The sequence below is a fragment of the Devosia sp. LjRoot16 genome (assembly GCF_964252795.1).
Classification (GTDB): domain Bacteria; phylum Pseudomonadota; class Alphaproteobacteria; order Rhizobiales; family Devosiaceae; genus Devosia_A.
In genome coordinates, this window is record NZ_CAXUPH020000006.1 from 67,778 (window position 1) to 88,968 (window position 21,191).

The 21,191-nt window shown below is 66.0% G+C and carries 22 protein-coding genes; 12 read left to right on the forward strand and 10 right to left on the reverse strand.

Annotated features, from left to right (window positions below):
* Positions 1–109: 109 nt before the first annotated feature.
* The 3 genes from ACSQ23_RS24465 (at position 110) to ACSQ23_RS24475 (ending at position 2,543) form a co-directional block, all read left to right on the forward strand.
* Complete coding sequence (locus ACSQ23_RS24465) at positions 110–1,138, forward strand: GlxA family transcriptional regulator (protein ID WP_436092201.1); 1,029 nt, start codon at positions 110–112, stop codon at positions 1,136–1,138.
* 65 nt (positions 1,139–1,203) lie between these two features.
* Positions 1,204–2,025: a bifunctional allantoicase/(S)-ureidoglycine aminohydrolase gene (locus tag ACSQ23_RS24470; RefSeq protein ID WP_436092202.1), complete on the forward strand. Its 822-nt coding sequence runs from the start codon at positions 1,204–1,206 to the stop codon at positions 2,023–2,025.
* A gap of 74 nt (positions 2,026–2,099) precedes the next feature.
* Positions 2,100–2,543 (forward strand): cupin domain-containing protein, encoded by a 444-nt coding sequence (locus tag ACSQ23_RS24475; protein ID WP_436092203.1) that lies wholly within the window; start codon positions 2,100–2,102, stop codon positions 2,541–2,543.
* 217 nt (positions 2,544–2,760) lie between these two features.
* On the opposite strand, the gene ACSQ23_RS24480 is transcribed toward ACSQ23_RS24475, so the two are convergent.
* Positions 2,761–4,323, reverse strand: a complete 1,563-nt coding sequence (locus ACSQ23_RS24480) for a winged helix-turn-helix domain-containing protein (RefSeq protein WP_055880945.1) — start codon at positions 4,321–4,323, stop codon at positions 2,761–2,763.
* Positions 4,324–4,445: 122 nt separating this feature from the next.
* Here ACSQ23_RS24480 and ACSQ23_RS24485 point away from each other — a divergent pair, with 122 nt between their 5' ends.
* The 3 genes from ACSQ23_RS24485 (at position 4,446) to ACSQ23_RS24495 (ending at position 6,697) form a co-directional block, all read left to right on the forward strand.
* Entirely contained in the window at positions 4,446–4,961 is a 516-nt protein-coding gene (locus tag ACSQ23_RS24485) for an ureidoglycolate lyase (RefSeq protein ID WP_055880948.1), read from the forward strand.
* 77 nt (positions 4,962–5,038) lie between these two features.
* A complete protein-coding gene (locus ACSQ23_RS24490; protein ID WP_436092204.1) occupies positions 5,039–5,812 on the forward strand; it encodes an META domain-containing protein in 774 nt (257 codons plus the stop codon).
* A gap of 261 nt (positions 5,813–6,073) precedes the next feature.
* Positions 6,074–6,697 carry a nucleoside deaminase gene (locus ACSQ23_RS24495; protein ID WP_055880953.1) on the forward strand — a complete coding sequence of 208 codons (624 nt, stop codon included), beginning with the start codon at positions 6,074–6,076 and terminating at the stop codon, positions 6,695–6,697.
* A gap of 179 nt (positions 6,698–6,876) precedes the next feature.
* Here ACSQ23_RS24495 and ACSQ23_RS24500 read toward each other — a convergent pair whose 3' ends face one another.
* Both ACSQ23_RS24500 and ACSQ23_RS24505 read right to left on the reverse strand, forming a co-directional pair.
* The gene (locus ACSQ23_RS24500) at positions 6,877–7,671 is read right to left on the reverse strand and encodes a phosphorylase family protein (protein WP_055880956.1); all 795 of its coding nucleotides are present in this window, start codon (positions 7,669–7,671) and stop codon (positions 6,877–6,879) included.
* Positions 7,672–7,734: 63 nt separating this feature from the next.
* Positions 7,735–7,866 (reverse strand): hypothetical protein, encoded by a 132-nt coding sequence (locus ACSQ23_RS24505; protein ID WP_274532718.1) that lies wholly within the window; start codon positions 7,864–7,866, stop codon positions 7,735–7,737.
* A 347-nt stretch (positions 7,867–8,213) separates the two neighbouring features.
* Here ACSQ23_RS24505 and ACSQ23_RS24510 point away from each other — a divergent pair, with 347 nt between their 5' ends.
* A complete protein-coding gene (locus tag ACSQ23_RS24510) occupies positions 8,214–9,056 on the forward strand; it encodes an intradiol ring-cleavage dioxygenase (RefSeq protein ID WP_436092205.1) in 843 nt (280 codons plus the stop codon).
* Positions 9,057–9,169: 113 nt separating this feature from the next.
* On the opposite strand, the gene ACSQ23_RS24515 is transcribed toward ACSQ23_RS24510, so the two are convergent.
* Both ACSQ23_RS24515 and ACSQ23_RS24520 read right to left on the reverse strand, forming a co-directional pair.
* Positions 9,170–10,087 carry an IS110 family transposase gene (locus ACSQ23_RS24515; protein WP_156387292.1) on the reverse strand — a complete coding sequence of 306 codons (918 nt, stop codon included), beginning with the start codon at positions 10,085–10,087 and terminating at the stop codon, positions 9,170–9,172.
* A 347-nt stretch (positions 10,088–10,434) separates the two neighbouring features.
* Positions 10,435–11,961 (reverse strand): DEAD/DEAH box helicase, encoded by a 1,527-nt coding sequence (locus tag ACSQ23_RS24520; RefSeq protein WP_082528202.1) that lies wholly within the window; start codon positions 11,959–11,961, stop codon positions 10,435–10,437.
* 582 nt (positions 11,962–12,543) lie between these two features.
* Between ACSQ23_RS24520 and ACSQ23_RS24525 the strand changes: the two genes are divergently transcribed.
* The gene (locus ACSQ23_RS24525; RefSeq protein ID WP_055880959.1) at positions 12,544–13,044 is read left to right on the forward strand and encodes a hypothetical protein; all 501 of its coding nucleotides are present in this window, start codon (positions 12,544–12,546) and stop codon (positions 13,042–13,044) included.
* Positions 13,045–13,097: 53 nt separating this feature from the next.
* The gene (locus ACSQ23_RS24530; RefSeq protein WP_055880962.1) at positions 13,098–13,922 is read left to right on the forward strand and encodes a DUF4097 family beta strand repeat-containing protein; all 825 of its coding nucleotides are present in this window, start codon (positions 13,098–13,100) and stop codon (positions 13,920–13,922) included.
* A gap of 63 nt (positions 13,923–13,985) precedes the next feature.
* Here the strand turns inward: ACSQ23_RS24530 and ACSQ23_RS24535 are convergent, their stop codons facing one another.
* From ACSQ23_RS24535 to ACSQ23_RS24545, 3 genes are all read right to left on the reverse strand, one after another.
* Positions 13,986–14,780: a molybdopterin-dependent oxidoreductase gene (locus ACSQ23_RS24535; RefSeq protein WP_055880965.1), complete on the reverse strand. Its 795-nt coding sequence runs from the start codon at positions 14,778–14,780 to the stop codon at positions 13,986–13,988.
* Positions 14,777–15,655: a cytochrome b/b6 domain-containing protein gene (locus tag ACSQ23_RS24540; protein ID WP_436092206.1), complete on the reverse strand. Its 879-nt coding sequence runs from the start codon at positions 15,653–15,655 to the stop codon at positions 14,777–14,779. The genes ACSQ23_RS24535 and ACSQ23_RS24540 overlap by 4 nt, the downstream gene beginning before the upstream one ends.
* Positions 15,656–15,742: 87 nt before the next feature.
* Complete coding sequence (locus tag ACSQ23_RS24545; RefSeq protein WP_197421239.1) at positions 15,743–16,108, reverse strand: hypothetical protein; 366 nt, start codon at positions 16,106–16,108, stop codon at positions 15,743–15,745.
* A 154-nt stretch (positions 16,109–16,262) separates the two neighbouring features.
* On the opposite strand from ACSQ23_RS24545, the gene ACSQ23_RS24550 reads away from it, so the two are divergent.
* Positions 16,263–16,820 (forward strand): sigma-70 family RNA polymerase sigma factor, encoded by a 558-nt coding sequence (locus tag ACSQ23_RS24550; RefSeq protein WP_436092207.1) that lies wholly within the window; start codon positions 16,263–16,265, stop codon positions 16,818–16,820.
* Positions 16,813–17,451 carry an NrsF family protein gene (locus ACSQ23_RS24555; protein ID WP_436092208.1) on the forward strand — a complete coding sequence of 213 codons (639 nt, stop codon included), beginning with the start codon at positions 16,813–16,815 and terminating at the stop codon, positions 17,449–17,451. Before ACSQ23_RS24550 ends, ACSQ23_RS24555 begins: the two co-directional genes overlap by 8 nt.
* Positions 17,452–17,534: 83 nt before the next feature.
* Here ACSQ23_RS24555 and ACSQ23_RS24560 read toward each other — a convergent pair whose 3' ends face one another.
* Positions 17,535–18,188 carry a ThuA domain-containing protein gene (locus ACSQ23_RS24560; protein WP_055880971.1) on the reverse strand — a complete coding sequence of 218 codons (654 nt, stop codon included), beginning with the start codon at positions 18,186–18,188 and terminating at the stop codon, positions 17,535–17,537.
* 288 nt (positions 18,189–18,476) lie between these two features.
* Between ACSQ23_RS24560 and ACSQ23_RS24565 the strand changes: the two genes are divergently transcribed.
* Positions 18,477–20,270 (forward strand): bifunctional metallophosphatase/5'-nucleotidase, encoded by a 1,794-nt coding sequence (locus tag ACSQ23_RS24565; RefSeq protein ID WP_436092209.1) that lies wholly within the window; start codon positions 18,477–18,479, stop codon positions 20,268–20,270.
* A gap of 403 nt (positions 20,271–20,673) precedes the next feature.
* Here ACSQ23_RS24565 and ACSQ23_RS24570 read toward each other — a convergent pair whose 3' ends face one another.
* Positions 20,674–21,189 (reverse strand): GNAT family N-acetyltransferase, encoded by a 516-nt coding sequence (locus ACSQ23_RS24570; RefSeq protein ID WP_436092210.1) that lies wholly within the window; start codon positions 21,187–21,189, stop codon positions 20,674–20,676.
* Between the last annotated feature and the right edge of the window lie 2 nt (positions 21,190–21,191).

Consider the following 21,191-nt stretch of genomic DNA (forward strand, 5'->3'; position numbering starts at 1 on the left):
TGCGCAACTCTCCCCACCCACCGGGTGAGGTGAGCCTGTGGTCGGCAGCGGACCGTCTGCCCTCTCACCCGCGTTTCCAACCATCCCTGTCGCGCACTAGGATGAACCCATGCCGCTACCCGTCCCCCTGCCCCCGAACCACAGCACCATCAGCCGTATCGCCATCGTCGGTTACGACGGCTTCCAGTTGCTCGATGTCACGGGCCCCGCCGAAGTGTTCGCCAAGGCCAACGACTTCATGCCCGATCTCGCCGCGACCCCGCTGCGCTATGAGATCATCGTGGCGAGCCCGGCCGGCGGTACCATCACCTCGAGCTCCGGCCTGTCGCTCGCCGGCACCCTGCCGCTCGAGGCGCTGGGGCCCGATATCGATACGCTGCTGATTTCCGGCGGCCCCGAAGGCCCGGTGCGCCGCGCTGCGGAAGGCACCGCCCTGCTCCCCTGGCTCGCCGCCCATGCCCCCGGCATCCGGCGCGTCGCCAGCATCTGCACCGGCGCGTTCCTGCTCGGCGCCTCCGGCCTGCTCGACGGGCGGCGCGCCACCACGCACTGGTCCTCTACCCGCCTGCTCGAAACCCTGCTGCCGCGCACCGAGGTGGTGCCCGATGCGATCTTCGTCGGCGATGGCCACATCTTCACCTCGGCCGGCGTCACCGCCGGCATCGACCTGGCGCTCGCCTTCGTCGAGTACGATTGCGGGCCGCAGGTGGCGCTGCGGACGGCGCGCGAGCTGGTGCTCTACCTGCGCCGCGTTGGTGGCCAATCGCAGTTTTCGAGCAGCCTCGCGGCGCAGACCAGCGCCGGCGATGGGCTGCAATCGCTGGTCACCTGGATCGCCGGCAACCCCGAGGCCGATCTCAGCGTCGCCGTGCTGGCCGATCGCGCCATCATGAGCGAGCGCACCTTTGCCCGCACCTTCCGCCTCGAAACCGGCATGACCCCGGCTCGCTATGTCGAGCTGGTCCGCCTCGATCGCGCCAAGCAGCTGCTGGAATCGACGCGCTGGCCGCTGGCCCGCATCGCCGAGCGGGCTGGGCTGGGCAGCGCCACCACCCTGTCGCGCGCCTTCCGCAAGCACCTCGGCACCACGCCCGAAGGCTATCGCGAGCGCTTCCGCATCAAGGGCAGCCGGCGCTGACACCCACTGTGCCTGCATCGGCTTTCGCGCTAAGAGCACTCACCACTCACGTTCACTGAAGTCCGATGGCCCCCACCACCTATGCCGGCCCGATTGCCGGCCTGCCCGACCAGACCGCCCTCCACACCGGCCGCGCCGTGTTCACCGAGGCCTATGCGGTGATTCCGCGTGGCGTCATGCGGGACATCGTGACCAGCTACCTGCCGCACTGGAAGGACAGCCGGGCCTGGGTCATCGCCCGGCCGATGACCGGCTTCTCGGAGACCTTCTCGCAGTACATCGTCGAGGTGTTTCCCGGCGGCGGCAGCGACAAGCCGGAGCCCGATGCCGGCGCCGAGGGTGTGCTGTTCGTCGTCGAGGGACAGGCGACGCTCACCCTTGATGGCAAGACCCACCTGCTGAAGACCGGCGGCTACGCCTTCCTGCCGCCCGGCACGCGCTGGGCGCTCAACAACAAGTCCACCGCCCCCGTGCGCTTTCACTGGGTGCGCAAACGCTACGAGGCGGTCGAGGGCATCGACGTGCCGGCTGCGTTCGTTGCCAATGAGCAGGACGAGCCGATCATCTGGATGCCCGGCACCGATAGCCGCTGGGGCACCACGCGCTTCGTCGACCCCACCGATATCAGTCACGACATGCACGTCAACATCGTGACGCTCGAGCCCGGCGCGGTGATCCCGTTCGAGGAAACCCATGTCATGGAGCACGGCCTCTACGTGCTCGAGGGCAAGGCAGTGTACCGGCTCAACGGCGACTGGGTCGAAGTCGAAGCCGGCGATTTCATGTGGCTGCGCGCCTTCTGCCCGCAAGCCTGCTACGCCGGCCCGAACCGCTTCCGCTATCTGCTGTACAAGGACGTCAACCGGCACGCGAAACTCGCGCTCTAACCCCTTGCGGCAGAGGGCAGCTTGCCATCATCGTGCCCCCGCCGCGTCGCGCGCGGCCGAGGGAGATAATTGCGATGAAAGCCATATTTGCGTCCGCCGCCATGCTTGCGGTTCTGGCCTCGCCGGCGCTGGCCGAAGACCTGACGCCGCAGAGCTACCAGAACCTGCTCACCCCATTGGTGCAGGGCGGCAGCGACGTGCTGGGCGCGCCGCTCGCCTATCCCGAGGGGACGCCGAACGTCACCTCGGCGATCGTCACCGTGCCGCCGGGTGGTGAAACCGGCTGGCACGAGCACGAAGTGCCGCTCTTTGCCTATATCCTCGAGGGCGAGCTGACCGTCGATTACGGCACGAAGGGCAAGAAGGTCTACCGCACCGGCGAAGCCGTGCTCGAAGCGGTCCACTGGCCGCACAACGGCGTCAATACCGGCACCGTGCCGATGAAGCTGGTGGCGGTCTATATGGGCGGCGGCACGGCTGCCAACACCATCAAGGTCGACGCTTCGGCCAGCAAATAATCCAGCAACAGTCCTCCCCTAGCGTTTGCTCGCGAAGCAATTCGCCTCAGGGAGATCGCCATGGCCGACCGGTTGCCAACAGTGCCTCCAGCCCGACGCCCCAGCGTCGGCACTGGCCCCGCAATGGCAGCGCTCGTGACCCTCACGGCCTGCAGTGCACAGGGCGCAGGTCCACGGGTCGACCTCGCACAGCTGACGACCCCGGTGGCGGCGGTCGTCAGCCCCCTGCTGCAGGCTCCAGCAGCGCCCTGATGTGCGACGGTACCACATCCGCCCCGTAGATCTGCTGCAGGCGCTGGGCCAACGCGCGCAACACGTTGCCCTGATGGCGCAGATCCTCGTACTGCCGGACCGAGGTCATGAAGATATACTCGAGCGTCCGGGTCGCCCCCTCCGGCCCGAGGCTGCTGATGAAGGCCTGGCCCGGGGGGGACAACGGCTCGTCTGCCGGAACGCAGAACGGCGCCACCGTGATCAGCGTTTGCGGCGAAGCCTCGTGCAACTGCTGCAGCGTGGCGCGGAGGCCTTTGCGATCCTCGGCCGCAAGCTTGCCGCCGCACAGCACCACGAGGGTATAGATCCAGAACTCGGTGCCATATTCGGCCATTTCGGCGGCACGTTCGAGCAGGTCGATCCCCTCCGCCAGCCGGCCGCGCATCAGCCGCGCCTGCCCCAGAATGGCGAACGAAGCGGCAAACGCCGTGCTGGCTTCGAACGCCTCCTCGGCCAGCCGCTCTCCCATCGCCGTGTGCCCGCGCGCGAGGAACAACAGGAGCTTGGCCACCGACAGTTTCAGCATCGGGTTGTCGGCAACACCCGGCAGTGCACCAAGCGCGGCCGCCTCGATCTCGTCCTCGACGGCGATCCGCTCGGCTTCCGGTCGGCCCTGCCCATTGCTCCCCATGATGACCTGCACATAGAGGCTGAGCCCCCACATCAGCCGCGCCACCGGATCGTCCGGGTTGGCAGCCAGCGCGGCGCGCACCTGGTCGACATTTTCGATCCAGCTGCGGGTATCGGCGGTGATCAGCCGCCCGGCATCGTGCATCGCCACATAAAGCGGCGGTGTCGCCGAGGCCGGTGCATCCATCATCCCCAGGGCGTGCCGGTGCCAGATCAGCGAGCGGTATTGCTGCACCACGTCGGCCACCAGTCCTGCCACCTCACCCGCCTCGGCGACTGCCAGCCGGGACATCCCGACCACGTCGCCACCCGGCATCTGCCGTAGCACCAGCGCGCATTGCAGGGCCTCGGCTTGTGGGAAAAAGCTGATCTCGAGGTTGAAGCGCGTCCTCGTCGCACTGCGCGCCGAGAACGTCTCTTCGAGCCGAACCGCCTGGCCGGGCGAGGTGGCCGCGTCGAGCTGTTGCACCAGTTCGCCGAGCAGGGCGCCGGCAACCTCGGAGAACCGGCCCGACCGCGCCTTGCCATGCACCGGCCCGACCACCACCAGCGCATCGGCCGGCTGGGCAGGCTCCGCCACCCACACATAGCCTTCGCCGTAGCGTGTGGCGATGAAGCGCGGCGAACGGGCTGGATCACCCAGCTTGGCGCGCAGCCGGTTGATCAGGAAATCGACGTTCCGGTCGGAAGCATCCGAGCCGACACCCGAGATGGCATCGAGCAGCGCGTTCCGCGTCAGCAGCCGCTGCGGGTGCGCCATGAACGTCGAGAGCACCGTTCGTTCCGCCCGGGTGAAGGTGACCTCCCTGCCCCCCAGGTCTCGTGCCGAAAGCAAGTCCTCGTGGAAGACGAAACTGTTGAACTGATACTCTGCCATTATCGCTTTCAGTATTGCCGCACCGGGAACATGGCGCACTCACCCGAGAAACACCAGCCGGCAGTGAGGCTTCCCCGGTGCGTCACATCGGCTAAGGTCCAGGGCAGCAAACGGGAGTCGAAATGACAGCCAGCCGGACTATCCTCATCGAGCCGCTGACGCGCGAGGCCTATGCCCCCTTCGGGCAGGTGATCGAAACCGAAGGTGCGCACCACTATCCCATCAATGGCGGCATGACCGAGCGCTACCATGATCTGGCGCGGGTTGAGCTCGGCGGCGTGCATGCGCGCCCGCTGGTCTCTATCGCTCGCGGCCAGCCCTATGAGCTGCCGCTGACGCTGAACATGGTGGAGCGCCACCCGCTCGGCAGCCAGGCCTTCTACCCGCTGTCGCAGCGCCCGTTCCTCTCCATCGTCGCGCCGGATGAAGGCGGTATCCCCGGCACCCCACGCGCCTTCCTCGCGGCGGCCGGCCAAGGCATCAATATGGCGATGAACACTTGGCATGCCGTGCTCACGCCGCTGCGCGAGACCGCCGATTTCCTGATCATCGACCGCGGCGGCGATGGCAACAATCTGGAGGAATACTTCTTTGCCGAGCCGTATTTGGTGGTGGCGACCGGTTCAATTCTTTACTGACTTGGCGCTTGGGCGTCGCAACCGCGTTGCAATTGCTGCATAGTCTGGCAAGGCGGACTGAGGGTTGGAGGCATCACATGCGTATCGTTGTGGCGATGGTGGCACTGCTGCTGGCACTGGCGAGCCCGGCGCTCGCCGCCAAGGTGACGCTGAAGGGCGATGTAACCTATCGCGAACGCATCGCACTGCCGCCCGGCGGCACACTGTCGGTGTCGCTGATCGACCTCGCGACGCCCGACCAGCCACGCGTTTCCGCCAAGGCGCCGATCTCCAGCCCCGGCCAGGTGCCGCTGACCTTCACCCTCAACTTCGATGACGCCGTCATCGTCGCCGGCCACAGCTACGCGCTGATCGCCGAAATCGCCGGCCCGGATGCCGTGTGGTTCCGCAATGCCGAGCCCTACGCCCTCGACCCGCTGGCCCCGGCCACCCCAATCCTCATCATCGTCAACATCGTGCCCCAGGAGGAACCGGTCTCGACGCCCGACCCGGTCGTCGCCCCGGCGCCCTCGCCGATCCTCGATATTACCTGGCAGGCCGAAACCATCGGCGGCGCGCCGGCAGCGCGTGGCATAGTCTCCTCGCTCTCCATCGCCTCCGACATGCGCGCCGGCGGCCGCGGCGGCTGCAACTCGTGGTTCGCCCAGGCCGAGGTCAATGCTGAACGGCTGATCTTCAGCGCCGTGGCCGCCACCCGCATGGCCTGTGTTTCCGACGAAGCCACCAAGCAGGAAGACAGCTTCTTCGCCGCCCTCGCCGCCACCCGCTTCTGGCGGCTCGACAAGGATCACCTGATCCTGCTGGACGCTGGCGGGGTCGAGCTGGCGAACCTCGGAAAATCGCGGTTCTAAAGCCGTTTGTATGTGTCACCGGCTGCGCCACCCCGTCCCCTCGCCCCTCTGGGGAGAGGGTCAGGGTGAGGGGCGCCAAGCACACCGGATAGGCAGCTCCCACGGAAGATAGACGTCCGTCCCGCGCGCTTGGCGCCCCTCACCCCAGCCCTCTCCCCAGAGGGGCGAGGGGGCGACGTGGCGCAGCCCGTGGTTCAGCACGCAAACATTGACGCCGCACACCGGTCGCCGCACTTTGGGTGCACCCAACCGGAGCCCCCGATGCATACGCCCGACCTCATCTCCCGCCTGCTCGATGTCATCGAGCTCGACCTGCTGCCGCTGACCAAGCGCGGTGTCGGTGGCGGCAACAAGCTGTTCGGGGCAGCGATCCTCAGGAAGTCCGACCTGTCGCTGGTCGTCGGCGAGACCAATAACGAGACCGAGAACCCGCTCTGGCATGGCGAAATGCACGCCATCAAGCGGTTCTACGAACTCCCGGCCGCCGAGCGCCCGGCGCCCAAGGATTGCCTGTTCCTGGCCACGCACGAGCCCTGCTCGCTCTGCCTCTCCGGCATCACCTGGTCGGGCTTCGACAATTTCTATTACCTGTTCAGCTACGAAGACACCCGCGACAGTTTCGGCATCCCGCACGACATCCGCATCCTCCGCGAAGTCTATGCCGTGCCCGACCCGGACCGCGATTTCGTCCCCGAGGATCGGCCGCTCTACAACCGCAGGAACGCGTTCTTTGAGAGCCACGATATCCAGCAGATGATGGCCGGCATCGACCGCTCGTCGCGCGAGCTGCTGGTCGCCCGGGTCGACGAGCTCAACGCCGCCTATAACGACCTCTCGGCCGCCTACCAGAAAGACAAGGGCAAGAAGGGCATCCCGCTGAGCTGAGGCAGCTCTGGGCCAAAGCTCATCTGCTTATGCACAAAGCCCGCCTCCCCCCGGATGTCATCCCAGCGAAAGCTGGGACCCAACTATCAACGGGCGCGGGCGGCGAGATGGGTCCCTGCTCTCGCAGGGATGACACCGAGCGGGGTGACAGATCGTGCGCCGGAAGCCAGTGATCCGTCTCAGAGCCGCGGTGCCAGCTGCTCGATGTAGAACGAGACGATGTCGCCGGTCCGCTCAAGCGGGTTGAAGCCCTCGCCGGCGCCCGACAGCATGGTCGAGAGCGTGCTTTCGGAGTCGGCGCCCGGCTCCGCACTCACCATATCGGAAATCACCCCGCACTGGATCGTCCGGATCCGCCGCCCTTCGGCATTGGTGCGCGAGGCGGCGAACAGGTGGCTCGAATCGAGGTTGACGATGTCGCAGCCCCGAGCCCGAAACCCCTCGAGCATGGCATCGTCCTCGCGATAGATGGCATCGCCGGTCGCCGCGCGCACTGCGGTGATGGCATCCGGCCACTGCTCGAGGATCAGCGCCTTGAGCCCGGCATCGGCGGCAACCACCGGATCGCTGGTGTAGTGCCGCGTCGTGCCGTCGGCCGCGAAGGCATCCTCGACCAGGTAGAAGTCGCCCATCCTGAGATTTTTGGTGCCGAGCCCGCCGGCAAGGCCATAGGCGAGGATCGCCTCGATCCCGTAATAGGCCAGCTCTTCGACTGTCGAGGCCGAGACCGGGCCGCCATAGACATGCGCCAGCGACAGGTAGCGTTGGCCACCGTGGCGGAGGATGCGGACGCTGTCCGGGCTGACATGGATGAAATGCTGGTCGCTAACCCGCTCCGGGCTGTAGCCCTCGAGCCGCGACGGTGGCGGGCAATAGCCGATGAGCGCCACCCGGATGCCGCCGAACACATCGCGACCGAAGCGCTGTCCGACCAGGCTCCGCGGCGTCAGATGCGGCGCCTTCGTTTCAACCATGACGCTCTCCTACCGACCAGCGGCGGGAAGGTGTCATCTCGGGGTTAAATGGTAAAGCGCGCTCTAGACGAGCACGACACTCGCGGCAGCGAAGGCCAGCACGGCGAGCGCTGTGGCGAAGAGGACGAGCAGCAGGATCTGGGTGCCGCTGTTCATGCCGGCCGGCCGGTGGCCGTGCTGGTGGTCGTGGTCCACTTTTCGCCTCAGCCGAGATCGGCGAGCTGGGTGGCCGGCGCGGTTTCAACCGGCAGCGCGGAGGCAGCGATGGTGAGCGTCGCCATCGACATCACGAACAGAGCAACGAGAGTGAGCTTCAGCATTTGTGCCCCCTGGGCGGTCGGACCCTTGGGCCCGGTGGTTCATCTTGAGGGCAATAATGCGGCGCGGCGGTTGAACGTTCCCGGAATCCGGCGTTTATCTGCCGTTCAGGAATGTCCGGTTCCGCCACATTTCGAAGACTTAATGCAGTTCTCCAACTTGTAACGCAGGGATCGCCCGACCCCTTCCTACATCGGGCTCGTACCGAAAGCGGAGACGACCCCATGCCCAGCCCGTTAACTCGCCGCGACGCCCTGCGCCTCGTCGCCGTCACCGCCGCCGGCGGCGCGCTGATGACTCAGAAGGCCTTTGCCCAGGAAGCGAGCGCCGAAACCACCGGCCTGATGCCCGGCGCCGATGTCTGCGTGCTCACCCCTGAAGTGACCGAGGGCCCCTATTATTTCGATCCCAAGCTCGAGCGCGCCGATATCACCGAGGGCACGCAAACTGGCGTCGCGACCACCGTGCGGCTGCAGATCGTCGATGGCAGCTGCAAGCCGATCGAGGGGGCGCGCGTCGATATCTGGCACTGCAATGCCGAGGGGCTCTATTCGGGCTATGCCAACCAGACCGGCGGTATCGACACCACGGGCCAGACGTTCCTGCGCGGGACCCAATTCGCCGGCGCCACCGGCATCGTCGAATTCCAGACCATCTATCCGGGCTGGTATGCCGGCCGCACCACCCACATCCACTTCAAGGTGTTCCTCGACGAGAAAACCGTCCTGACCGGCCAGCTGTTCTTCCCCGATGCGCTGAGCCAGTTCATCTACCAGAATGTCGAGCCCTACACCGCGCATGGCCACGACCGCGACGTGCTCAACGCCAACGACAATATCGCGAGCCAAGCCACCCGCGCTTCGTTCGCCTATGTGAAGGAACTCGAGGAGCGCTACCTCGTCGCCATGATCGTCGGCGTCGACCCCGCCGCCCAGTCCGCCACCGGCTTCAGCGGCGCTGCCGGTGGTGGCGAGCCCCCGAGCGGGCCACCACCGGACGGGGCGATGAGCGCCCCGTCGACCGAGACGAGTGTCAGCCTGGTGCCCGGGATCAAGGGCATCCGCTAAGCAAAAAGGGCGACCCACTGTGCCGCCCTTTTTTGATCGCTGTGGGTACTGGGAGGCACCACCTCTCCTCCTCATCCAGGTGTCATCCCAGCGAAAGCTGGCAACTGTGTTGTTCAGGCTTTGAAGGGCTGTCCGGTCTTGAGGATGGCGTTGGCTGTGACGAGGAGCTTTCTAGCGACGGCGATGAGGGCAAGCTTTGCGGCTTTGCCTTTGGCAGTGAGCCCTTTGTAGGTCTCGGCGAACCGAGAGCTTGAGCGGGATGCGGTGACGGCGGCCATGTAGAGAAGCTTGCGAACCTCAGCGCGGCCACCGGCGATTGATCGCTGGCCGCGGAACTGGCCGGAGTCCCGGTTGATCGGGGCGAGCCCACCGAGTGCGGCGATGGTCTTGCCGGAGCGCTGACCAAGCTCCGGCATCAGCGCGATAAGCGCCGCCGCATTGACCGGGCCGATGCCCGGGATGGAGCGCAGCAGGCTGGCGGCCAGCGTCAGGGCTGTGGACCGGCGGATCAGCATCTCGATCTGCTGCTCGAGCTGCTTGATCACGGCGTCGAGCCAGTCCAGGTGGCTGACGATGCTGGGGGCGATACTCGGGATGGCGGTGTGCAGCCGGGTGCGTTCCTGCTGGCGGCAGCTGACCAACTGAGCCCGCCGACGGTGCAACTCGGCCAGTTCCATCCGCTCTGGATCGTCCGGCGGCTGTGGCGCCGGGTTGAACGCCTGAGCCATGGCCGCGAGCAGTCGGGCATCGATCGCGTCGGTCTTGGCCAGTTGCCCGGTGGCACGGGCGAAAGCTCGAGCATGCAGCGGGTTGACCCGAACCAGGTCAATGCCGGCGGCGTGCAACTGCTGCTTCAGCTGCCGGTCGTAGGTACCGGTCGCCTCGAACAGGACCAGCCGGGGAGCGGTCAGTTCCGCCAGCCAGGCGGCGATCGCCTCCCTCTCGTTGGCGATCCGATGCGTGCTGCCGTCGAAGATGTCGAGATGGTTCTTGGAGACGTCGATACCGATGAAGCCAGGTGCTATGATCATGAGGCCTGTCCCTGTGCTGCGAGGTCCGATGCAACCGGCCTCGTTCAACTGTTCAGGTGCATAAGCAGTCGGGAGGCGACCCGAGCCAGCTTACGGTCGCTTCGACCTGGGACCCAACGGTCTGCCTCCCGACACCCATCTAACCACAAGCTCGACACACAGGGACCCAACTCACCGCCCGCGCCAGCCGATAGATGGGTCCCAGCTTTCGCTGGGATGACATCGGTGGTTGGGAAGCGATCGGAACACCGACCACCCCCTCGTCAGACGATCGTGGATAACACAGTGGCGGCCCGCCCCCCTTTCTCCCCCGCCAAGGGGGAGATGCGAGGTGGCGCTATCCAGCCTTACCCAGCCGCGCTTTCCGTGCGGCGCTGCCGGCCGGCGTCCTTCTGCTTCTTGTTCCAGCGCTGCTTGGGCGCGGGCGTGCCCTGCCCTGTCGGCTTTTCCCACCAGCCGGGCGTGGTCGGAGCCGCGCCGCCGTTCTGCGAGATGTTGCTGCCCTTGGCCGCACCGCCACGCACCTGCTGTGCGTTGCCGCGCTGCGGCTGGCCATTGCTCGCGGGAGCAGCATGGCCTTCGCCATGGCCGCGCTTGCGGCCGTCGACGATCGCCGCTTTCTTGGCACCCGAGAAGTGCCGGCCGGCATTGGCGTGCTTGCGCTGGCCATCCGGACGCGGGGTCTGCGGGCGCGGCGGCTGGCGCTGGGCGCGAACCTGCGCTGCGTCGATCACTTCGCCGCCATTGCCCTTAAGCTCGCCGGTCACCGGCAGGGTCTTGCGGATCAACCGCTCGACATCGCGGAGCTTGCCGCGCTCGGTGCCATCGCACAGCGTAATCGCAAAGCCCGAAGCGCCGTTACGCGCCGTGCGGCCGATGCGGTGCACGTAGTTCTCCGGATCGTCCGGCAGCTCGAAGTTGATTACGTGCGTGATGTTCTGCACGTCGATGCCGCGCGCCGCGATATCGGTGGCAACGAGGATGCGCACCGAACCATTGGCAAAGCCCTTGAGCGCCGCCTGGCGGGCATTGTTCGATTTGTTGCCGTGGATCGCCGCCGCTTCATGGCCATCGATGGCGAGGTTCTTGGCCACGCGGTCGGCGCCATGCTTGGTGCGCGAGAAGATGATGACGCGGCTGAGGCTCTCGTCCTCGAGCAGCTTGTTGAGCACGCCGCGCTTTTCCTTCGAACCGGCGAGGATCACCCGCTGGTCGATGGTGCCGACGGTCTGCGCCGCCGGGTTCGCTTCGACGCGCACCGGATCGTTCAAGAGGCCCTTGGCGAGCTCGGCAATCTCGGGCGCCATGGTGGCCGAGAACATCGCGGTCTGGCGACGCGGGCCGATGGCCCGGGCGATCTCATTGACGGCGTTGATGAAGCCCATGTCGAGCATGCGGTCGGCTTCGTCGAGCACCAGCCACCGGGTCTCGGTGAGCTTGAGCTTGCGGTCGTCGACCAGGTCCTTGAGGCGACCCGGGGTGGCGATCACCACGTCGACGCCGCGGGCGATCTTCTGGATCTGCCCGGCGCGCGAGGCGCCGCCGAGCACCAGGACGGTCGAGAGCTTGGCGCCCGCCAGCTTATGCAGCACTTCGTCGATCTGCACCGCCAGTTCGCGGGTCGGCGCAAGGATCAGCGCGCGGGTGGTCATCGGGTTGGCACGGCCGCCGAGCTCGGCGAGGCCGGCAAGGATCGGCAGGCCGAACGCCGCGGTCTTGCCCGAGCCGGTCTGGGCGATGCCCATGATGTCACGGCGCTCGAGCTGCGGCGGAATGGCTTTCGCCTGGATCGGGGTCGGGGTGGTGAACCCGGCTGCCGTAAGCGCGCTGACGAGCTGCGCTGAAAGGCCGAGTTCGGAAAATGAAGTGGTCAATGGTCAAACTTTCATTGGCGCGCTCCGGGCCAATCGGTGCGCGTGGGTCGCCGGAGGCCATTACGGGCTCGGCGTGATCAATAGATGCAATGGCGACGGGATTGCCGCACGGTTGCGCTGTCTCCCGGTGTTCCCGCTACTCTTGCGGGGGACATTTCCGGGGCACTTCGCCGCTCACCGTTTTTGGCCAGTAAGAAGAGAAGTCCATCGCCGTCATCGCGCGTGTTTCCCGATAAACGGGACAGGTGCGCGGGGCGAATGCTGGCCATATGGGCGATATGTGCCGGATTAGCAAGGGATTTCGCCGAAATGAGCTGCAGGGGAGCTATGCGGCGAGGCTGACTGAAGCAGACGGCCCCCTCCCGGCCTCCCCCATGATGGGGGAGGTGAAGAGTCGTGTGCGTGGCGGGATCGTGCCTCAAACTGGATGCGGCACCTCCCCCTTGTGGGGGAGGATGGGAGGGGGCCGTCTCTATCAGTCAGCGCCAAATCCCCATCCCGGCCCCATATGACGTCACAACCGCACATGATGACGTCACATCCGCATTGACATGACGTCACTATGATGTCATCTGTTGCGCCATGGACCTGACACCACACATCGACGGCTTTCGAAAAGACCTGCTTGCGGCTGCCGACGTGGCGGCCCCAGAGGTGCGCGAGGCGACAGAGCGCCTGCTGTTCGCTTTGAGCCCCACTGTGCGGCTGGCGCTGATGGATGCCATCAGCCAGGCAGCCGCAGAGATTACCGCCAAGCTGCCGAGCGGCAGTGTCGAGGTCAGGCTCAACGGCCGCGAGCTGGATTTCGTCCTGCAGCTGCCGCTTGCCGATGACCCCGGCTTCAGCCCACCGCTCGATGAGGCCGATGACGATGGCAACCTCGCCCGTATCTCCCTGCGCATGCCGGAGACGATGAAGGCGAAGGCCGAGGAAATGGCCGCGCGCTCGGGACAATCGCTCAACAACTGGCTGGTCGGCACCGTGCGCGCGGCCACCCGCGGCGATGGTCCGCCGAGCGGCAGCGCCGACCCAGCCGGAGAAACCTCCGGCAAGCGAGGCCGCCGCATGACCGGCTGGATCTAACCAAACTCCCCGATCCGCCTGTCCACAACAGAAGTCCACAACAGGAGAGACGAATGACCATGCATCGCTTCGAGACTCGTCTGCCGGTGCGGCTTGTCACCGAGATCGCCAAGGGGTCGGTCAAGCTCGTGGCCACCGAAACGACCGAGACCATCGTCGAGATCTTCGGCCACGCCGCCGACCAGGTTCGTGTCAGCCAGGATGGCGACCAGATCACCGTGATCGGCCCAAAACAGCACGACGGATTCTTCGGTGGCGATACGCGCCTGGACGTCGCTATCACCTTGCCAGCCGATAGCCAGGTCGCCGTCCGTACCGGCAGCGCCGATATCACAGTCGTTGGCAGCGTCGGGGTAGCGCATCTGAAGAGCGGCTCTGGCGACCTGGTTGTCGACACCGCCACCAAACCAATGGTGCTGGACACCGGCTCAGGCAACATCCGTGTCGAGAACGCGCGGGACGACGTGAAGGCAAGCAGCGGTTCCGGCGATGTGTCGGTGACGCAGTCGGGTGCGGTGGTTGAGGTTTCGACCGGTTCGGGCGATGTGCAACTGGGTACCACGCGTGGCGCGACCTCGGTAAAGACGGGGTCGGGAGATATCAGGGTGGGCGATGCCGGAACCGACGTTACGCTGCGGACAGGTTCGGGCGACCTCACGGTAGGCACGGCGCGCCGTGGCCGTGTGACGGTCGAGGGCGCCTCCGGCGACGCACATGTGGGAGTGCCTGCCGGTATTGCGGTCTGGACCGACATCTCGACCGTCACCGGCCAGATCCGCTCGAGCCTGCATGGCGCCGGCCAACCCAAAGATGGCGCCGACTACCTGGAGATTCGCGCCAGGATCGTCACCGGCGATGTCGTCCTGACCGAGGTCTAGAGCGCTTCCCTGACATTTCGGCGTGCATTGGACGCCGAAACGTTGCGGCCTTCGAACCGGCGCTCAAATCCCCCCATACCAATCGTACCCGTGGTCTTCCCAATAGCCGCCCTGCCCCAGGCCGAACTTGGCAAAGCTATCAACCAGCTCGATGGTGTGGACATATTTGGGCTGCTTGTAGCCGAGCGCCCGCTCGATCCGGATGCGGACCGGCGCGCCATTGGCGACTGGCAGCGCGCCGCCGTTGAGGCCGAACGCCGCGATGGTCTGCGGGTGGAAGGCGTCGATCAGGTCGGAGCTGGTGTAATAGGCCTCGGGCGCCGAAAGCCCGCCGCCCATCTGGTCGTAGCAATGGTAGACGACGAACTTCGCCGTCGGCTGCACCTTGGCCTCGTCGAGCAGCCGGCTCAGCGGCACGCCGGTCCATTTGGCGATGCAGCTCCAGCCCTCGACGCAGTCGTGCCGGGTGATTTGAGTGCGCGCCGGCATATTCTGCAACTCGCTGAGCGAATATTCCTTCGGCGTTTCCACCAGCCCGATGATCCTGAGCTTGTAGGCGGCAAAGCCGCTCGCCTCGAGATCGCGATAGAGCTCGATATTGCGCGGATCGGTCGAACCGTTCGGGCGCTGCCCCTGGCGGATCTCGCTCTCGGAGAATTCCTTGGCCAGCGCCTGCTCGCCGACCAGCGCCCGCTGCGCGCTGTAGGTCAGCTCATTGGCCCGCTCGAGGAAGTTGCGGACCGGGTCGTTGCGCGCCCCGAGGAAATCGAACTGGTCGCAGCCGGCCAGCACCAGCGAGCCGGCGGAAGCCGCGCCGAGCCCGAGCAGCCGGCGGCGGTTGAGGATCAATCGGCTCATTTCGACTTCTCCTTCTTGGGCGCGTCGGGCTCGGTGCCGGGGCTGGTGCGATAGTACCCCGTGATCATCGAGCGCAGCTCGTTGATCGGCCCCGCCAGCACCACCATGGCGATGTGCACCACGAAGAACAGCACCAGCAGCACCATGACGATGAAGTGGATGGTGCGCGCCGTCTGCCGCCCGCCGAACACTTCGACCAGCCATGGCCAGCCGGCATTCATCGTCGGCGACATGGACAGCCCGGTGAGGATGATCAGCGGGAACAGGATGAAGAACACCCCGAAATAGGCGACCTTCTGCAGCGGCGAATAGGTTCGGCGATGATGGAAGCGGAACCGGATATGCTCCCAGATATCCCTTGGCAGCTCACGGAAATCGCGCGGCTTGAGGATCACGTCGCGCCACAGGTGCCCGTTGAAGAGGCTGGAGACCAGCCAGATGGCCAGCGCGCCGACGAGGATCCAGGCAAAGAAGAAATGCACCACCCGGCCGGTCGCGAGATCGCGGAACGACGGGATAGTGGCCCAGCCGGGGAAACCGACGAAGTTGGAGTTCCCCCTGAGCTCGCTCATCCCGAGGACTCCAGTGGTATCGAACTTCTGCCCGAACACCGTGGTGAAGCCGCGCGGCCCGGCGTCGGTATTCTCCGCGCCGATCCTCAGGATCTCATTGTTGAACTCGAAGCCCGACTGGGCGCCGATATAGAGCGCCGGATGGGCGTTCCAGATCTGCAGGCCAGAGAGCAACAGGAACAACATGGCGATCGCCCACACCCAGTGAGTGACGCGCGTCAGGATCGCCTGCCGATAGATCAGCGGCCCCTTCGGCTTCGCCTCTCGTTCGACCTCAACTCTGTCGATTGCCTGATCGGTCACTTATTCCCCCGAAGGTTCCCGGCGTCGCTCCCCGCCTGCCCTTAGGAACGGCAGTTCGGGGAGCGATTGCAGCTTATCACGGATAGTTTATTGCGCCGGAGCCATGGCGCCATCGGCCATGGGCGTGGCGGACATGGCGTCGCCGCTCATGGCATCGCCAGCCATCGGCGCCGTGTGGCAGGCCTTGCTCGCCTCGTCCTTCTTCATCGCATCGGCTTCCATGCCGGCCTTCTCGAGGCAGGCCTTCAGCATCGCCTCGGGAGTCATTGCCATGGGATCGGCAGCCATGGCGTCGCCGGGCGCGGCAGACATGGCGTCGCCGGGCGCGGCAGACATGGCGTCGCCCGCCATCGGTTCGGCGGCCATCGGCGTGGCCATAGCATCCTCGGCGGCGGCATGGCCCGCAAAACCCAGTGCGGCCAGAAGGGCAAGGGTGGAAAGAGCGGCTTTCATCTGTGAGTCTCCCGTTGGCCGCTCATGCGGCGGTTACGGGATGGAGTTCGCCGCCGGCAGACACCCGGTTACCGTCGTCACGCGTTCGTGACAGCGCGACAGAGTTCGCGGCGCGGTGTAACCTTTCCGGCACCTCTGCCGAATTCAGGATTCAATGAGCGTCACCTCGGACATGGAAGCGCGGCTTCGCGCGCTGATGCTGAAGGCGCTCGACGGCGATGCGAGCGCCTATCGCATGCTGCTCGAGGAATTACGCCGCACCCTGCGGCCGTATTTCGCGCGCCGCCTAACCCCCGCGCTCGCCGCCAACAGCGACGACCTGGTGCAGGAAACCCTGATGGCCATCCACACGCGACGGCTGACCTATGACCGCAACCAGCCGCTGACCGCCTGGGTGCACGCCATCGCGCGCTACAAGCTGATCGACCATTTCCGCCGCAGCAAGGTCCGCGCCACCATGCCGCTGGAAGACGATGCGGCTTTGTTCGCCCGCGACGAAACCGGCGACGCCAGCGCCCGCATGGATGTCGATACGGTGCTCTCGAGCCTGCCCGCCCGCCGCGCCGACCTGATCCGCCAGGTGCGGCTGGAGGGTGCCTCGATCGCCGAAGCCGCGGCGCGCAGCGGCATGTCGGAATCGGCAGTGAAGGTCTCGATCCACCGCGGGCTCAAATCGCTCGCCGACCGCTTTGGAGGGCGCTCCGATGAGTGACGAGCTGCTCGACCGGCTGACCGCCGACCTGAAGCCGACCCCTCGTCGCGCCCTGCAGACCCGCCTGTTCGGCTGGGCCGGCCTCGGCATCGTGCTGTCGGCGCTCATCATGCTCGCCTGGCTGGGCCCCAGGTCCGACATGATGGAAGCGCCCGGCAGCATGATGTTCTGGACCAAGTTCGCCTATACGGCGGGCTTTGCCATTATCGGCGGCATCGCCGCGCTCAACCTGGCGCGACCGGGCGGCACACTGCGCCGGCAGGTGATCGGCCTCGCCATTCTCGTGCTGCTGGTCGGCGCCGGCGGCCTGTTGCAACTGGTGCTGATGGGCCCCGACCAGATGGGCCGCCTGGTGATGGGCAACACCGCTTTGCGCTGCCCGTTCTACATCGTCGCGCTCGCGGCCCCGATCTATGCCGCGGTCATCCTCGCCATGCGCCGCGCCGCGCCGACCAACCCGACCCTCGCCGGCTTCGCCGCCGGGCTGTTCGCCGGCGGCGCCGGCGTCTGGGTCTACGCCTTCCACTGCACCGAAAGCGGCATGCCCTTCATCGCCATCTGGTACACCGCAGGTGTGCTCGCCACGGCGGTGATCGGGGCATTGATCGGGCGGTTTGCGCTGCGGTGGTAGGCAGGTTGGTGCAATCCCTGCAGTCGGGTTCCCTCTCCCGCTTGCGGGGGAGGGCGGCAAACTGCCGGCTTCGGTGCTATCCCCTAAGCCTCGTCGCGCGCTGCCCAGTTGATACCCCGGCGAAGAATCGTCGCCATCTGCGGGTTCTCGAATTCCTTGGCCTGGTGGCCGAGCGTCGAGTGGAACACCTTGCCGGCGCCGTAGAGCCGCTTCCACACCACTGGCATTACCACGCCCTTGGTCCAGGCCGCGTGCTGGCCGGAAAAGGTCGTGGTCGCCAGCACTTCGACCGAGGGGTCCATGTGCATGTAATACTGCTCGGAGGTGTAGGGGAACGAGGCGGGGATCCCCTGCATGATCGGGTCCTCGGGCTTCGTTACATCCACCGTGTAATCGATGATGTTGCCCGGATGGGCCACCCACTGTCCGCCGACCACGAACTGGTAGTCGACCGCGTCGCGGAACGCATCGCTCATCCCGCCATGATGCCCGGCAAGGCCAACGCCGCCTTCGATGGCCTTGACCAGATTCGCCAGCGGTTCCTTCTCGATCTTGCTCATCGTGTAGATCGGAATGATCAGGCTGAGCTCGTGGATTGCCGGATCGGCGAACACCTGGAGGTCGGTTTCGACCCGCACCGAATAGCCGTCTTCATGCAGCCAGCGCCGGTAGATTGCCGCGCATTCCTCGGGGTCGTGCCCGTTCCACCCACCCCAGACGATCAAGGCACTGCGCATAGTCGACTCCTAAAAAAACGTGATCGGGAAAAGCTGCTGACTTCTCCGGTCCGATCACGCGGTAACCGGCGATCGAAAGCGGGCGGAGAGTAACCGAACCGGCCGCTCATGGAAGCCCAAAAGCGTCGCTCCACGCCCTTCCGCTCCCGTCCGTTCTATAGTTAACTTGCGCTTCCACTGGGGTTGCGGATGACGGCCAGCGGCATGCCTGATGCTTGTTACACCGGCGTTGCAATGCAGTGCGAGAAGAGTCCGGACCAACCGGATTCCACGCAAAGGAACAGGGATATGAAGAAGCTGTTGTTCGGCGCCGCGGCGCTGGCGCTATCGGCCGGATTCACCGGCGCGGCGCAGGCCGAGTTCTCGCTCAAAATCCTCCACATCAATGATTTCCACTCGCGCTTCGAATCCATCACCGGCACCGACTCGACCTGTAACGCTGAGGGCGAAACCAAGGGCGAGTGCTTCGGCGGCATTGCGCGCCTGAAGACCGCCATCGACGCTGAGCGCGCCAAGGCCACGGCGGCAGGCGAGAACAGCGTGCTGTTCTCGGCCGGCGACGAGTTCCAGGGCTCGCTGTTCTACACCCAGTACAAGTCCGAGATCGTCGCCGACTTCATGAACGACATGGGCTTCGACGTGGTCGCCACCGGCAACCACGAGTTCGACGATGGCCCGGCCGAGTTCGCCAAGTTCATCGCTTCGGCTAAGTTCCCCATCATCGGCGGCAACTTCGACACCACCAAGGACGCGGACCTCAAGGGCCTGCCCAAGGGCGTGATCGTCCTCAATATCGGCGGTGAGAAGGTTGGCGTCATCGGCGCCACCACCGAGGATACCCCCGATATCGCCTCGCCCGGCCCGAACGTCGCGTTCGAGAGCGTCACCGAATATGTGAAGGGCGCCGTCGGCGCGCTGGAAGGCGCCGGGATCAACAAGATCATCGTCGTCAGCCATATCGGCTACAATGTCGACCAGGACCTGGCCAAGGCCGTCTCCGGCATCGACGTGATCGTCGGCGGCCACACCCACACCTTCCTCGGCACCGGCGAAGGCGAAGCCGGCCCCTACCCCACCGTGGTGAAAAACCCCGACGGCGTCGACGTGCCGATCGTCCAGGCCGGCCAGTACGGCAAGGTCCTGGGTGACCTGAAAGTCACCTGGGACGATGCCGGCAAGGTCATCTCCGCCACTGGCGCGCCGATCCTGCTCGATGCTTCGGTGACCCCCGACCAGGGCTTCCTCGATCGCGTCGCCGAACTCGGCAAGCCGCTCGAGGCGCTGAAGGCCGAAGTCATCGGCAACGCCACCGAGCTTATCCAGGGCGACCGCAATGTCTGCCGCGTCATGGAATGCTCGATGGGCAACCTCGTCGCCGATGCCCAGCTCGACCGCGTCGCCGACCAGGGCGTCAGCATTTCGATCGCCAACTCGGGTGGCCTGCGTGCGTCGATCGATGCCGGCGAGATCACCATGGGTGAAGTGCTGACGGTGCTGCCGTTCTCCAACACCCTCGCCACCTTCCAGCTCACCGGCGCCGACCTCGTCGCCTCGCTGGAAAACGGCGTGAGCCAGATCGAGGAAGTCGCCGGCCGCTTCCCGCAGGTCGCCGGCCTCAAGTACACCTTCGACAAGTCCAAGCCCGCCGGCTCGCGCATCTCCGACGTGCTGGTCAAGGATGGTGATAACTGGGTGCCGATCGACCCGGCAAAGACCTATGGCCTCGTCACCAACAACTACGTGCGCGGCGGCGGCGACGGCTACGAGCTGTTCGGCACCAAGGCGGTGAATGCCTACGACTTCGGCCCGCCGCTCGAGAAGGTGGTGGCCGACTACATCGCCAAGCTCGGCGGCGACTACACCCCCTACACCGACGGCCGCATCACCGACGCTTCTCCTGCTGAGGCTCCGGCGGCTGAACCTGCGCCGGCCGAGGCTCCGGCGGCTCCTGCCGAAGCACCGGCGGCTGCGCCCGCCACAACCGAGGCTCCGGCAGCGGCACCTGCCGAGACTCCGGCAATGGAAGCCCCAGCGATGGAGGCTCCCGCCATGGCGCCAGCTACGGAAACACCGAAGCCGTAAGCACCAGAACGTGCAGTCGGCGCTCCCTCTCCCGCTCGCGGGGGAGGGGGGGACCAGCCGATAGGCTGGTGGGGGGTGTGCACGCACCGGCGGACACCCTCCCCTTGACGGGCTTCGAGCCGGCCGTAGGCAAAATCGCTCCAGTGGAGCGATAGGGGAGAAGGCCATGAGAGCTACGCTCGAATGGCCGGGATGGGGTGGGGTGTGCCACACGCTAGATAATGGCTGGAGGCGCGCTAAGCCGCACGCATCGTACCCTCCGCACACCCCCTCCGAGCTCCGCTAGGTCGCTCTCGCTCCCAAGCTTCGCTTGCCTCCCCCGTCAAGGGGGAGGTGGGCATCGAGTATTGGGGGTGGTCCAGCGGGCCCTGCAAGCGCAGGCCAATCGCATCTGCGCGAACGCTCAGCGCTGGAACAACACCACCTTGTCGTCGCCATAGATCGTGCGCGCGAATTCCTTGAAACCGAGCCGCCCGGCGACCCGCATCGAGGCGAGGTTGTCGACATTGATCAGGCAGGTCATGCGACGGGCGGGGAAGGTCGTCTCGGCCCAGCCGATCGCCGCCTGCATCGCCTCGGTGGCATAGCCCCAGCCCTGCGCCGAAGGCATCAGCGCCCAGCCGGCTTCGAGCGTCCCCTCGAGGGGCGGCTCGATGATGCGACGTGCTTCGTGAAAGCCCGCCTCGCCGACCAGGTGGCCGGATTCCTTCTCGAATGTCGCGAAAAAGCCGAAACCGAGATGCTGCCAGCCCCCTGCCCGGGTCAGGAAGCGCTGCCAGCTCTGCTCGCGGGAAAACACCCGGCCGCCGATGAAATGCACCACGTCGGGGTCGGCCCACATGGCGGCGAAGGCGTCGAAATCCTGGGGCGTATAGGCGCGAAGGATCAGCCGCTCGGTTTCGATGGTTGGAATGTCCATGG

Excerpts from the sequence above, each read along its gene's own strand:
- ACSQ23_RS24465 (WP_436092201.1), top strand. The coding sequence starts at position 110 with ATGCCGCTACCCGTCCCCCTGCCCCCGAACCACAGCACCATCAGCCGT.
- ACSQ23_RS24555 (WP_436092208.1), top strand. The coding sequence starts at position 16,813 with ATGAGTGACGAGCTGCTCGACCGGCTGACCGCCGACCTGAAGCCGACC.
- ACSQ23_RS24545 (WP_197421239.1), bottom strand. The coding sequence starts at position 16,108 with ATGAAAGCCGCTCTTTCCACCCTTGCCCTTCTGGCCGCACTGGGTTTT.
- ACSQ23_RS24490 (WP_436092204.1), top strand. The coding sequence starts at position 5,039 with ATGCGTATCGTTGTGGCGATGGTGGCACTGCTGCTGGCACTGGCGAGC.
- ACSQ23_RS24470 (WP_436092202.1), top strand. The coding sequence starts at position 1,204 with ATGGCCCCCACCACCTATGCCGGCCCGATTGCCGGCCTGCCCGACCAG.
- ACSQ23_RS24550 (WP_436092207.1), top strand. The coding sequence starts at position 16,263 with ATGAGCGTCACCTCGGACATGGAAGCGCGGCTTCGCGCGCTGATGCTG.
- ACSQ23_RS24570 (WP_436092210.1), bottom strand. The coding sequence starts at position 21,189 with ATGGACATTCCAACCATCGAAACCGAGCGGCTGATCCTTCGCGCCTAT.
- ACSQ23_RS24530 (WP_055880962.1), top strand. The coding sequence starts at position 13,098 with ATGACCATGCATCGCTTCGAGACTCGTCTGCCGGTGCGGCTTGTCACC.
- ACSQ23_RS24565 (WP_436092209.1), top strand. The coding sequence starts at position 18,477 with ATGAAGAAGCTGTTGTTCGGCGCCGCGGCGCTGGCGCTATCGGCCGGA.
- ACSQ23_RS24495 (WP_055880953.1), top strand. The coding sequence starts at position 6,074 with ATGCATACGCCCGACCTCATCTCCCGCCTGCTCGATGTCATCGAGCTC.
- ACSQ23_RS24515 (WP_156387292.1), bottom strand. The coding sequence starts at position 10,087 with ATGATCATAGCACCTGGCTTCATCGGTATCGACGTCTCCAAGAACCAT.
- ACSQ23_RS24485 (WP_055880948.1), top strand. The coding sequence starts at position 4,446 with ATGACAGCCAGCCGGACTATCCTCATCGAGCCGCTGACGCGCGAGGCC.
- ACSQ23_RS24475 (WP_436092203.1), top strand. The coding sequence starts at position 2,100 with ATGAAAGCCATATTTGCGTCCGCCGCCATGCTTGCGGTTCTGGCCTCG.
- ACSQ23_RS24560 (WP_055880971.1), bottom strand. The coding sequence starts at position 18,188 with ATGCGCAGTGCCTTGATCGTCTGGGGTGGGTGGAACGGGCACGACCCC.
- ACSQ23_RS24500 (WP_055880956.1), bottom strand. The coding sequence starts at position 7,671 with ATGGTTGAAACGAAGGCGCCGCATCTGACGCCGCGGAGCCTGGTCGGA.
- ACSQ23_RS24510 (WP_436092205.1), top strand. The coding sequence starts at position 8,214 with ATGCCCAGCCCGTTAACTCGCCGCGACGCCCTGCGCCTCGTCGCCGTC.
- ACSQ23_RS24535 (WP_055880965.1), bottom strand. The coding sequence starts at position 14,780 with ATGAGCCGATTGATCCTCAACCGCCGCCGGCTGCTCGGGCTCGGCGCG.
- ACSQ23_RS24480 (WP_055880945.1), bottom strand. The coding sequence starts at position 4,323 with ATGGCAGAGTATCAGTTCAACAGTTTCGTCTTCCACGAGGACTTGCTT.
- ACSQ23_RS24525 (WP_055880959.1), top strand. The coding sequence starts at position 12,544 with ATGGACCTGACACCACACATCGACGGCTTTCGAAAAGACCTGCTTGCG.